The sequence below is a fragment of the Acinetobacter sp. T_3_1 genome, from assembly GCF_025377055.1.
GTDB lineage: Bacteria > Pseudomonadota > Gammaproteobacteria > Pseudomonadales > Moraxellaceae > Acinetobacter > Acinetobacter kookii.
On record NZ_JACHVD010000002.1, the window covers coordinates 352,473 to 365,162 of the forward strand.

Consider the following 12,690-nt stretch of genomic DNA (forward strand, 5'->3'; position numbering starts at 1 on the left):
GAAAGGAGTTTCACATGCTTTTTCAGGTACGTATGGACGTGAACATTCCACTGGATATGCCAGCGGAAAAAGCCAATGAAATTAAAGCAGTTGAAAAGGCTTATTCACAAGATTTACAGCGCCAGGGTAAATGGCGACATATCTGGCGCATCACTGGTCAGTATTCCAACATCAGTATTTTTGATGTGGAGAGTAATGAAGAACTGCACAACATTTTGCAGGGTCTTCCACTTTATCCATACATGAATATCGAAGTGATGGCTTTAAATCGTCACCCCTCTTCAGTTCGTGACGATGACAGCTGATCAATAAACTGGAAAAGGAAGGTAAATTTATTCCTTTTCTGTAAAGCAAAACGTAATTCAAACAAGGAATGGGGCAGCCAGTACTCTCACAACAAATATTGAGAAATGAGCCACCCAAAAACATACTTCCAAGGAGTAACAAAATGGATCGTCAAACCATTGAAAATGTAGTTAAAGCTTGTAACGTAGACACTTCTGAAGGTCCAGTAAATGCACGTGTACAACAGGTACTGGTGCGTTTGGTTACAGATTTGTTCCAAGCGATTGAAGACCTGGATCTCAGCCAGTCTGAAGTTTGGAAAGGTATTGAAACCATTATTGATATCGCAAAAGCTGATGAGTTTGCATTGATGGGATCTGCAGTCGGTCTGGAACACTTCCTTGACCTGCGTGCTGATGAAGCTGATGCGAAAGCAGGCTTAACGGGTGGTACGCCACGTACAATTGAAGGTCCTTTGTATGTTGCTGGTGCACCTGAGTCTACAGGTTTTGCCCGTATGGATGATGGTTCTGAAGAAGGCAAAATCCCGACATTAATCATCGACGGTACTGTAACTGATACAGAAGGCAACATCATTCCTGGTGCTAAAGTTGAAGTTTGGCATGCCAACAGTCACGGTAACTATTCATTCTTTGACAAATCACAAAGCCACTTTAACCTGCGTCGCTCAATCTTTGCAGATGAAAAAGGCCAATACACTGCCCTTACTACCATGCCGGTAGGTTATGGCCTGAATCCTGAAGGTCCGCTTCAAGGTGTGCTTAACATGATCTCCCGTCATGGTCAGCGCCCTGCTCACGTGCACTATTTCATCTCTGCACCGGGCTACCGTAAGCTAACCACCCAGTTCAACATCGAAGGCGACAAGTACCTTTGGGATGACTTCGCATTCGGTACACGTGAAGGTCTGGTTGCAACTGCTGTGGACGTAACTGATGAAGCTGAAATCGCACGTCGTGGCCTGAAAGGTCCTTTCAAACACATCCAGTTCGATGTAGTACTTCAGAAAGACAAAGCTGGTGCTCCTTCTACTGAAGTTGAACGTCGTCGCGCAAGCGCTTAATGACCTTATGATAGGAAATCGAGATGTCAGTTTCATGACATCTCGGTGACTTGCCCAAAGTTGGACAGTCGGAGAACGGACATGCCTCGTATCCCAGTAATTAACACCAGCCATCTTGATCGTATTGATGAACTTTTAGTTGACGATTTTGAAAGTGGCGAATTTAAGCTTCACCGTTCTGTATTTACAGATCAAGCCCTGTTTGACCTGGAGATGAAATACATCTTTGAAGGCAACTGGGTTTATCTGGCCCATGAAAGCCAGATTCCAAACAACAACGATTTCTATACCACTTATATTGGCCGTCAGCCAATCATCATTGCGCGTAACCGTAATGGCGAACTGAATGCCATGATTAATGCCTGTTCTCACCGTGGCGCACAATTGTGCCGTAACAAGAAAGGAAACAAAGCGACTTATACCTGCCCATTCCACGGCTGGACATTCAACAACTCTGGCAAGTTGTTAAAAGTGAAAGATCCAAGCGAAGCAGGTTATTCAGACTGCTTCAACAAAGACGGTTCACACGACCTGAAAAAAGTTGCGCGTTTTGAAAGCTATAAAGGCTTCCTGTTCGGCAGCTTGAATCCGGACGTTCCTTCACTGGAAGAATACCTGGGCGAAGCGACCAAAATCATCGACATGATTGTAGGCCAGTCAGAGCAAGGGCTGGAAGTTTTACGCGGTTCTTCGACTTATACCTATGAAGGTAACTGGAAGTTGACTGCCGAAAACGGTGCCGATGGTTACCACGTGTCTGCCGTACACTGGAACTACGCTGCAACAACTCAGCAACGTAAAGAGAAAGAAGCCGGTGACAACATCCGTGCCATGAGCGCAGGTTCATGGGGCAAACAAGGTGGCGGTTCTTACGGCTTTGAACACGGTCACATGTTGCTATGGACACAATGGGCCAACCCGGAAGACCGTCCAAACTTTGCCAAGAAAGATGAATACACCGAGCAATACGGTGAAGCTATGGCGAAATGGATGATCGAACGTTCACGTAACCTGTGCCTCTATCCAAACGTATATTTCATGGACCAGTTCGGTTCACAAATTCGCGTATTGCGTCCACTTTCTGTCGATAAGACTGAAGTGACCATTTACTGTATCGCGCCTAAAGGTGAAGAGCCAGAAGCTCGCGCACGCCGTATCCGCCAGTACGAAGACTTCTTTAATGCTTCAGGTATGGCTACTCCAGACGACCTGGAAGAATTCCGTGCCTGTCAGGCGGGTTACGCAGGTATCGCGCTTGAATGGAACGACATGTGCCGTGGTTCTAAACACTGGATCCAAGGTCCGGATGATGCTGCCAACGAAATCGGTTTAAAACCAAAACTGTCTGGTATTAAAACGGAAGACGAAGGTTTATACCTGGCTCAGCACCAGTACTGGTTAGAACTGATCAAGAAAGGCATTGCGACTGAGAAAGAAATTGCGGCATCTACTGAAGGAGAAAACGCATGAGCGACATCACTTTAGAAAATATTGCTCAATTCCTTTATCAGGAAGCTCGCTTTCTAGATGATGAGCAATGGGATGACTGGTTACAGTGCTATGCCCCTACCGCCTCTTTCTGGATGCCGGCTTGGGATGATGACGACAAACTGACCACAGATCCGCAGTCTGAAATCTCTTTGATTTATTACCCGGACCGTCAAGGTTTGGAGGACCGCGTGTTCCGTATCAAGACTGAACGCTCGTCTGCAACCATGCCAGATACCCGTACCAGCCACAACATCAACAACATTGAAATTGTTGAGCGTGATGGTGACAAAGTAACGGTTCGTTTTAACTGGAACACCTTGAGTTTCCGTTACAAAACCAACTACAGCTACTTCGGTATGTCACGTTATGTGATCGATTTTTCTGGCGACAAACCACAAATTTTAAGCAAGTACGTGGTGCTGAAAAACGATTATATCAACCAAGTCATTGATATTTATCACCTCTAAGACTGTTCTACAGCAAGGTAAAACCTTTCAGCCATATGGAAATTTGGCTGAAAGGTCTAGTTTTAAAGATTTATATAGGATATTCAGCCATGTCAAACCACAATGTTGCACTTCAATTTGAAGATGGCGTTACACGTTTTATTTCTGTTGCACAAGGTGAAACCCTGTCAGATGCAGCTTACCGTCAAAAGATCAATATTCCTTTGGACTGCCGTGACGGTGCATGTGGAACGTGCCGTGCGTTTTGTGAATCAGGTTCGTATGACATGCCTGAAGAAACTTATATTGAAGATGCACTGACTCCTGAAGAAGCAGCTGAAGGCTACATTCTTGCATGTCAATGTAAACCGACTTCAGACGCCGTATTCCAGATTCAAGCTTCTTCTGAAGTATGTAAAACTGAAATTCATGAATTCCAGGGTACTTTGGCTCGCGTCGAAAACCTGTCTGACTCGACCATTACTTTTGACATTCAGCTTGATGAAGGTCAACCGGACATTCACTTCCTGGCAGGTCAATATGTCAATGTCGGCATTCCAGGTACAACTGAAACCCGTTCTTATTCATTCAGCTCTAAACCGGGTAACCGCTTAACCAGCTTTGTGGTACGTAACGTGCCAAACGGTAAAATGAGCGAATTCTTGAGTGCCAATGCCAAAGCTGGTGACAAAATAACCTTTACCGGTCCATTTGGCAGCTTCTACCTGCGTCCTGTGGCTCGCCCTGTCTTGATGCTGGCAGGCGGTACTGGTATCGCACCGTTTATGTCTATGCTGCAAGTACTGGAAGAAAAAGGTTCAGAGCAGCCTGTACGTCTGGTATTTGGTGTGACCAATGACTTCGATCTGGTGGCTATTGAAAAGCTGAACGAATTGCAAGAAAAATTCCCGTGGTTCGAGTATCGCACTGTTGTGGCTAACCCGGAATCTGCACATGAGCGTAAAGGTTATGTGACAGGTCACATCGAAAATGAATGGCTCAATGGTGGTGACGTAGACATCTACTTATGTGGTCCAGTACTTATGGTGGAAGCGGTGCGCGGCTGGTTAGAAGCAGAGGGTGTTAAACCTGCAAGCTTCCTGTTTGAAAAATTCTCTGCAAATTAATTCAAGGAGATTTTTCAATGTCTAATCGTCAAAGATTTGAAAACAAAGTTGTGATCGTGACCGGTGCCGCTCAAGGCATCGGTCGCGGTGTCGCGCTGCAAGTCGCCAGTGAAGGTGCTCAAGTGGTGATGGCTGACCTTTCTCCTTATGTGGAAGAAGTTCTGGCTGAAATTAAAGCCACAGGCGGTGATGCAATTACGGTGAAAGCCAATCTGGAAACTTTTGCAGGTGCAGAATCTGTGGTTGCCAAAGCGATTGAGACCTATGGCCGTGTCGATGTGCTGATCAACAACGTCGGTGGCGCGATCTGGATGAAACCTTTCCAGGAATTTTCTGAAGAGGAAATCATCAAGGAAGTGAACCGTTCATTGTTCCCGACCATGTGGTGCTGCCGTGCCGTGTTGCCTGAAATGATCAAGAACCAGAAAGGTACCATTGTCAACGTATCTTCTATTGCCACACGCGGCATTAACCGTGTGCCTTATTCGGCATCGAAAGGTGGCGTGAACGGTTTAACCGCTTCCCTCGCCTTTGAACATGCCAAAGACGGTATTCGTGTCAATGCAGTGGCAACCGGTGGAACAGAAGCCCCGCCGCGTAAAGTGCCGCGCAATGCCAACCCACTTTCTGAATCAGAAAAAGAGTGGATGCAGCAGGTAGTCGATCAAACCATTGACCGTACTTTCCTGGGACGTTATGGCACGATTCAGGAACAAGTGAATGCCATCACTTTCCTGGCATCTGACGAATCGTCTTATATGACGGGAACAGTGGTTCCTGTTGGTGGTGGTGATCAGGGCTAACCCCCCGATCATAAACGTGGTACAGGATCATTGATTTATCAGCATGGAGGCAGTAGCAATGACGACCCTGTTTAAAAGCTTAAAAGATGACTGGTCTGTGTCAGCAACGGTTGCAGGATTTTTAGCCGTGCTGATTTCCTATTCCGGGCCGTTGATCATCTTTTTCCAGGCGGCACAAAAAGCCAATGTTGACCCCAGCATGATGATTTCATGGATCTGGGGAATCTCCATTGGTGCAGCAGTTGCAGGGATTTTTTTATCAATCAAGTACAAAGTCCCGGTTATCACTGCCTGGTCAGCGCCCGGCACGGCACTTTTGGTCACGTTATTTCCCAATATTTCTTTAAATGAAGCGGTCGCTGCCTATCTATATCACGGCCGCTTTGGTAATTCTTGTTATTGGTTTGACAGGCTATTTCGACAAGCTGCTGAAGTGGATTCCCCAATCCATTGCGGCGGGCATGATGGCCGGGATTCTATTTCAATTTGGCCTGGGACTGTTTACCGCTACAAACAGCATGCCCCTGATCGTGTTTGGCATGGTGCTGGTTTTTTTAGTATCCAAGCGCATAAATCCACGCTACAGCATGGTTTGGGTACTGCTTGCAGGGGTTTTACTCAGTTTAGTCCTCGGCAAAATGAATCCTGTCACTGTTGATTTCAGCCTTGCCATTCCGCAGTGGATTAGCCCTGAATGGTCGATGAATGGCATGCTGAATCTGGCGATTCCACTAATCCTGGTCAGTCTTACCGGACAGTTTTTGCCCGGCATGGCCATTATAAAACTCAGCGGTTATGACACACCTGCAAAACCGATTATCACCACCACCAGTATTGCATCGCTTGCTGTGGCTTGCGTGGGTGGCATCACCATTGTCTTGGCATCCATTACCGCTGCATTATGCATGGGTAAGGATGCACATGAGCTGAAAGATAAACGTTACATTGCAGGCATTGCCAATGGTGTGTTTTACATTTTAGGTGGATTATTTGCCGGCAGCATCGTGATGCTGTTTAGCCTGCTGCCGAAAGAACTGGTTGCAGCGCTTGCAGGCCTTGCCCTGTTGGGTGCCATTGCCACCAATGTTTCAGTAGCCATGAAAGATGAAAGCGAACGTGATGCAGCCTTAATCACTTTTTTAGCCACGGCATCCGGTATGCATTTCCTTGGATTGAGTTCGGTGTTTTGGGGCATTTGTATCGGTCTCGTCGCCCATCTTTTATTAAGCAAACCCCAAACAGGTCCGACAGTGTCAAACACTGTTTCCCTCTCCCAAACTGAAACTAAATAATTTTAGCGTTAGGAACGATTATGATCGATAAAAGCGTGGCTTCATTAACGGAAGTCCTCTCTCAAATTAAAGATGGTTCAACCATCATGATTGGCGGTTTTGGTACAGCGGGTCAGCCGGCAGAGCTGATTGATGGCCTGATTGAGCTGGGCATCAAGGATCTGGTGATTGTCAACAATAACGCTGGTAATGGCGATTACGGCCTGGCGAAACTGCTTAAGGCTGGCGCAGTCCGTAAAATCATCTGCTCTTTCCCGCGTCAGTCGGATTCCTGGGTGTTTGACGAACTTTACCGTGCCGGAAAAATCGAACTGGAACTGGTCCCTCAAGGCAACCTGGCGTGCCGTATTCAGGCTGCGGGTATGGGCTTGGGTCCAATCTACACGCCTACTGGTTTCGGAACATTGCTGGCTGAAGGCAAACCGACCCTGAACTATGAAGGCAAAGACTACGTGCTGGAAAACCCGATCAAGGCGGATTTTGCTTTGATTAAAGCACATCAAGGCGACCGTTGGGGCAACCTGGTGTACCGTAAATCTGCGCGTAACTTCGGTCCGATCATGGCAATGGCAGCTGACGTGACCATTGCCCAGGTGTCTGAAGTTGTTGAACTGGGTGTGCTTGATCCTGAACACATCATTACCCCGGGAATTTTTGTACAGCATGTTGTTGCTGTTGGCACTAAACAACTTGAGCAATCTGCTTAATCACGCGAGGATAAAAAGATGAGCTATAGCAAACTGACCCGTGACCAGATCGCTGAACGTGTGGCACAAGACATTCCTGATGGTGCCTATGTCAACCTCGGCATTGGCTTACCGACCAAAATTTCCAGCTACCTGCCAAGCGATAAAGACGTGTTTTTGCATTCTGAAAATGGTTTATTGGCTTTTGGTCCTCCTCCTGCTGAAGAAGACCGTGATCCAGAGCTGATCAATGCCGGGAAAGAATTTGTCACGATGCTGACCGGTGGTTCTTTCTTCCATCACGGTGATTCATTCGCCATGATGCGTGGCGGTCACCTGGACATTGCCGTACTCGGTGCTTTCCAGGTCGCTGAAAATGGTGACCTGGCCAACTGGCATACCGGTGCACCGGATGCGATTCCTGCAGTAGGCGGTGCAATGGACTTGGCTGTTGGTGCCAAAAAAGTCTTTATCACCACCGATCACGTGACCAAAAAAGGCGAGCCAAAAATCGTGGCTGAGCTGTCTTACCCTGCGACTGGCCTGAAATGTGTCGACCGTATCTACACTGACCTCTGCGTGATTGATGTCACCCCTGAAGGCATGAAAGTGATTGAGAAAGTTGAAGGTCTGTCATTTGAAGAATTACAGTCAATGACCGGTGCCAAACTGATTGATGCGACTCAATGAGTATAAATAGACAGACATCACTATTTTTAAACGACGCATTGAATAGAGATTGAACGTTCCTTCTCCCTCTGGGAGAAGGCTAGGATGAGGGGAATTTCCAGACATCCTCTCCCTAACCCTCTCCTTCAAAGGAGAGGGAACTTTATAAAGAAGAGAATACTCCATGAAAAACGCATATATCATCGATGCCATCCGTACCCCATTCGGCCGTTATGCCGGTGGCCTCGCTCCTGTACGTACCGATGACCTGGGAGCATTGCCGATCAAGGCCTTGATGGAACGCAATCCATCAGTGAACTGGGAACAGGTCGATGACGTGATTTACGGCTGTGCCAACCAGGCCGGTGAAGATAACCGTAACGTGGGTCGCATGTCGGCTCTTTTAGCGGGTTTACCGTACCAAGTACCAGCAACGACGATTAACCGCCTTTGCGGTTCATCACTGGATGCGATTGCCATGGCAGCACGTACCATCAAAGCGGGCGAAGCTGAACTGATTATTGCCGGTGGTGTCGAGTCAATGAGCCGTGCGCCATTTGTAATGGGTAAATCTGAATCTGCCTATGGTCGTAGCCAAAAAATTGAAGACACCACCATGGGCTGGCGTTTCATTAACCCGAAACTGAAAGAAATGTACGGCGTGGAAACCATGCCGCAAACCGCTGAAAACCTGGCGGAACAGTTCAACATCAACCGTGCCGATCAGGACCAGTTTGCCTTGACCAGCCAGCAACGTACCGCTGCTGCCCAAGCACGTGGTTTCTTTGATAAAGAAATTATTCCTGTGGTGATTCCGCAGCGTAAAGGTGATGCTGTTATCGTTGATAAAGACGAACATCCACGTGCGACCACGACAGAAGCTTTGGCAAAACTGAAACCTGTGGTGAAAGCCGATGGTACGGTAACGGCAGGTAATGCTTCCGGGATCAATGATGGTGCGGCTGCCCTACTCATTGCATCTGACGAAGCTGTTGCTCAACACGGTTTAAAACCGCGTGCCAAAATTATCGGTTCGACAGTAGTCGGCGTTGAGCCACGTATTATGGGCTTTGGTCCTGCACCGGCCATCAAGAAACTATTGGCGCAAACCGGACTGACTTTAGAGCAGATGGACGTGATTGAACTGAACGAAGCTTTTGCTGCACAAGCACTGGCCTGTACCCGTGACTTAGGCATTGAAGATGGTTCAGAGAAAGTGAATCCAAACGGCGGTGCGATTGCTTTAGGTCATCCACTCGGTGCTTCAGGCGCTCGTCTGGTGACAACTGCACTGAACCAGCTGGAACAGACTGGTGGTAAATACGCACTATGCTCTATGTGCATTGGTGTCGGTCAAGGCATCGCTTTGATTATTGAACGTGTTTAATTATTAAATGCTCGCTCGATCCTCCTTTCGTAAAGGAGGGATCGAGGGAGGATTAAGGATTCTAAAAAAATGCCAACTTTTACATCTAACGATGCCCAGATCAATTACCAGACCTTTGGTGATGCATCCAAGCCAGCCTTGATTTTTTCTAATTCACTCGGCACCAATTACGGTATGTGGCAAAAACAGTTTAATCACTTCAAACAGGATTATTTTGTGATTTGCTATGACACCCGTGGTCATGGGGCTTCATCTGCACCACAAGGTCCGTATAGCCTTGATCAGCTGGGTCAAGATGTTATCAACCTGCTTGATCATTTAAAAATTGAAAAAGCTGCGTTCTGTGGTATTTCAATGGGTGGTTTAACCGGTCAATGGTTAGCGATTAATAAACCCGAACGTTTTAGCCATGTGATTGTCTGCAACACGGCAGCCAAAATTGGTCAGGAACAGGCTTGGAATGAGCGTGCCGCATTGGTACGTCAGCAAGGTCTACTACCAATTGCGTCTACTGCAGCATCACGCTGGTTTACCGAACCCTTTATCCAAAGCAACCCAACAGTAGTTGAAAATCTTCAAAACGACTTGGAAGCTGGCAGCACCGAAGGTTATGCAAGCTGTTGTGAAGCTTTGGCTAAAGCGGATTTACGTGAACAGCTGAAAGATATTAAGGTGCCGGTACTGGTAATTGCAGGTCAACAAGATCCGGTAACCACAGTGGTTGATGGCCAGTTCATGCAAGAACGCATTACCCATAGCCAGCTGTTTGAAATCAATGCTTCACATATTTCCAATGTAGAGCAACCTGAAGCCTTTAATCAGGCGGTGCAAAAATTTATTGCAGCTTAAAAAGCACAGAGCAAGAGCAAAAAAGCCACTTTTCGAAGTGGCTTTTTACCTTTTCAATCTTTTCTCGCATCAGGCCCAAATCACTAAAATTGCCGCAATCACTACCAGGGCCAATCCCCAATGCTCGGCACGGGCCAGTTTTTCCTTAAAGAAATAAGCAGAAATCAGCATACTAAACAGAATCTCGATTTGGCCTAAGGTTTTGACCACCGGTACATTCATTATGCTCATGGCAGTAAACCAGCCCAGCGATGCCATAAAACTGCATACACTTACCTGAAAGGTTAGACCCAGACGTTGCCACATGGCAATTAAAGTGCTGCGACTAAACAGCCCCAGATAAAGCAGCATGCTGATACACTGGAAACTGATCACCAGCAGTAATACCCAGCCTGCACGGTATAAATTTGGTAAATTTGTGAGCTCCAGACTGGCTTCCCGTACCAGCAGTGAGGTAATAGCAAAACTTAAACCGCTTCCGATGCCAATTGCCAGCGTTTTGGCTGAAAAACCGGTCATCTGCTGGCCTTTACTCAGCAAAAATACCGCATAACCCCCCAGTGCCACCCCGACCCAGGCCAAAAAAGACAAATGATCCGCCAGGAAAGTTACCCCAATAATCGCTGCCAGTATTGCTTCACTTTTAGCCAGTCCTACCCCAATCGCGTAATTTTTTTGCTTAAACAGTTGCACCATCAGTGCAGTGGCTAAAATCTGGCTGGAAGCTGCAATCACAATATAGACCCAGAACTTTGGCGTGAAGTGGACTATATTTTCAACCGGATTGAAATAATACAGACTGCTGAGGTAAAGAGCAGCAAATGGCAATCCAAAAATAAACCGAGCCAGTGTGACTCCCCAGACATCCACCGTGGTACTCAGCTGTTTTTGAAAGGCATTACGCCAGGCCTGCATAAATGCTGCCATTAAAGTGAAGAAAATCCAGCTCACTGCCATATGCCTAGCGCCATTACAACAAAAGTGAACTCATTCTATGCTCTAGCCGAAGGCATGACTAATTAAAAATGGGATGGGCTTTGATAGCGCAAAGTTTGGTTTGATACCCTGAACCATAAAAAAATATTAAGCACTGGCTATTTTCAGCTTCAAAAATTTAATCTTACACAGCGTATCAGGCTTATAATTAATACCAAAAAAAATTCATATGTTTACTTACTATTTACAGCCTTCCCAAGTTGCTAAAATTTATTTGCAGCGGCTGAACACTTTCAATCAAAGCACTTATTCCAGACTTGAAACGTGAGCTGAAAATATAAGGATGCATCTGTATTGAATAGATAAAACTTGCCTATGATGACCTGAAAGCAACCGCTTTGCCTAAACAGTTTTATCCAGGCAGGGCTGTCATTTCAGGTCTGCTTGGCAATCTTAAGGTTTTAAGGAGTTAAAATCACTTTACGGCATTCCTGCTCTCGCTGATCGAAAATACGGTAACCTTCAGCCGCATCGGAAAGATTCATGCGATGGGTAATAATGATTTCTGGAGACAAGTCTCCATTTTCAATATGCTCTAAAAGTTGCGGCAAAAATCTATGCACATGGGTCTGCCCCATTTTAAAGGTCAGTCCTTTGTCAAAGGCATCGCCAAACAGAAAACCATGAATCGGCCCAGCATAAACACCCGGTACACTCACTACACCACCACGACGAACCGCTGCAATACATTGCCGTAAAGCAGCTCCACTTGAACCTTCAATCTTCAGATTGGTGAGTACGGTTTCCAGCGTACTGCCTTTGGCTTCAAAGCCAATGGCATCAATGACCGCATCTACACCGCGATGACCCGGCGTATTGCCGATAATAAACTCTGCTGCATCCACCTTGTCAAAATTCACAGGAATTGCCCTATAAGTATTTCGAGCATATTCCAGTCGGTAATGGTTATGATCTACGATAAAAATTTGCTCAGCACCCAACATTTGTGCACATGCCGCTGAAAGCAGACCCACCGGACCTGCGCCATAAATAGCCACTGTAGAGCCTTTAGTTACATGAGCATTGGTCACTGCCTGCCAGGCCGTCGGTAAAATGTCGGTCAGGAACAGGACTTTTTCATCCGATAAAGATCCCGGTACTTTAAACGGTCCTACATTTCCTTTCGGTACCCGTACATATTCGGCCTGCCCGCCTGGAACTCCGCCATATAGATGACTATAGCCAAACAGGGCGGCACCCGGTGGTATCTGTTTCTTGTTTAAAATGGCACCACGACCGGTATTGGTATTTTCACAGGAAGCAGTCAACTCGTGCTCGCAAAAAAAGCACTGGCCGCAGGCAATCACAAAAGGAATAATCACCCGATCCCCTTTTTTGACTTCTGTTACTGCTGGCCCTACTTCTTCCACAATTCCCATAAATTCATGACCAAAAATATCCCCTTCTTCGGTCGCAGGAATTTTTCCCCGATACAGATGCAGATCTGAACCGCAGATCGCCGTAGCCGTCACCCTTAGAATGACATCATCCGGCTCCTGAATTACAGGATCGGGAACCGACTCAACTCGGACATCATGTTTACCATGATAGGTAAGTGCGCGCATGATTTATTCC

General features: G+C 46.6%; 12 protein-coding genes and 1 pseudogene. 11 read left to right on the forward strand and 2 right to left on the reverse strand.

Translation table 11 applies throughout. The features are described from left to right. The first annotated feature begins 14 nt into the window (after positions 1-14). The 11 genes and pseudogenes from catC to pcaD all read left to right on the forward strand — a co-directional run bounded on the left by catC (position 15) and on the right by pcaD (position 10,119). Positions 15-305: a muconolactone Delta-isomerase gene (gene catC, locus H4I94_RS04265; RefSeq protein ID WP_086175661.1), complete on the forward strand. Its 291-nt coding sequence runs from the start codon at positions 15-17 to the stop codon at positions 303-305. A gap of 143 nt (positions 306-448) precedes the next feature. Then, complete coding sequence (catA, locus tag H4I94_RS04270; RefSeq protein ID WP_092819599.1) at positions 449-1,369, forward strand: catechol 1,2-dioxygenase; 921 nt, start codon at positions 449-451, stop codon at positions 1,367-1,369. 81 nt (positions 1,370-1,450) lie between these two features. Continuing rightward, complete coding sequence (gene benA, locus H4I94_RS04275; RefSeq protein ID WP_131273826.1) at positions 1,451-2,839, forward strand: benzoate 1,2-dioxygenase large subunit; 1,389 nt, start codon at positions 1,451-1,453, stop codon at positions 2,837-2,839. Continuing rightward, on the forward strand, positions 2,836-3,327 hold the full coding sequence (benB, locus tag H4I94_RS04280) for a benzoate 1,2-dioxygenase small subunit (RefSeq protein WP_092819601.1): 492 nt from the start codon (positions 2,836-2,838) through the stop codon (positions 3,325-3,327). The genes benA and benB overlap by 4 nt, the downstream gene beginning before the upstream one ends. Before the next feature lie 89 nt (positions 3,328-3,416). Then, complete coding sequence (gene benC / locus H4I94_RS04285; protein WP_261181678.1) at positions 3,417-4,433, forward strand: benzoate 1,2-dioxygenase electron transfer component BenC; 1,017 nt, start codon at positions 3,417-3,419, stop codon at positions 4,431-4,433. 17 nt (positions 4,434-4,450) lie between these two features. Beyond that, on the forward strand, positions 4,451-5,236 hold the full coding sequence (benD, locus tag H4I94_RS04290; RefSeq protein WP_261181685.1) for a benzoate diol dehydrogenase BenD: 786 nt from the start codon (positions 4,451-4,453) through the stop codon (positions 5,234-5,236). A gap of 58 nt (positions 5,237-5,294) precedes the next feature. Beyond that, positions 5,295-6,528: pseudogene (gene benE, locus H4I94_RS04295) on the forward strand (benzoate/H(+) symporter BenE). 20 nt (positions 6,529-6,548) lie between these two features. After that, positions 6,549-7,235, forward strand: a complete 687-nt coding sequence (locus H4I94_RS04300) for a 3-oxoacid CoA-transferase subunit A (RefSeq protein WP_261181701.1) — start codon at positions 6,549-6,551, stop codon at positions 7,233-7,235. A gap of 18 nt (positions 7,236-7,253) precedes the next feature. Beyond that, positions 7,254-7,904 carry a 3-oxoacid CoA-transferase subunit B gene (locus H4I94_RS04305; RefSeq protein ID WP_261181703.1) on the forward strand — a complete coding sequence of 217 codons (651 nt, stop codon included), beginning with the start codon at positions 7,254-7,256 and terminating at the stop codon, positions 7,902-7,904. A gap of 163 nt (positions 7,905-8,067) precedes the next feature. After that, positions 8,068-9,270 (forward strand): 3-oxoadipyl-CoA thiolase, encoded by a 1,203-nt coding sequence (gene pcaF, locus H4I94_RS04310; protein WP_261181708.1) that lies wholly within the window; start codon positions 8,068-8,070, stop codon positions 9,268-9,270. 69 nt (positions 9,271-9,339) lie between these two features. Further along, on the forward strand, positions 9,340-10,119 hold the full coding sequence (pcaD, locus tag H4I94_RS04315) for a 3-oxoadipate enol-lactonase (RefSeq protein ID WP_261181718.1): 780 nt from the start codon (positions 9,340-9,342) through the stop codon (positions 10,117-10,119). Between the two features lie 69 nt (positions 10,120-10,188). On the opposite strand, the gene H4I94_RS04320 is transcribed toward pcaD, so the two are convergent. After that, complete coding sequence (locus H4I94_RS04320; RefSeq protein WP_261181722.1) at positions 10,189-11,076, reverse strand: DMT family transporter; 888 nt, start codon at positions 11,074-11,076, stop codon at positions 10,189-10,191. 440 nt (positions 11,077-11,516) lie between these two features. Then, on the reverse strand, positions 11,517-12,680 hold the full coding sequence (locus H4I94_RS04325) for a zinc-dependent alcohol dehydrogenase (RefSeq protein WP_092819610.1): 1,164 nt from the start codon (positions 12,678-12,680) through the stop codon (positions 11,517-11,519). Between the last annotated feature and the right edge of the window lie 10 nt (positions 12,681-12,690).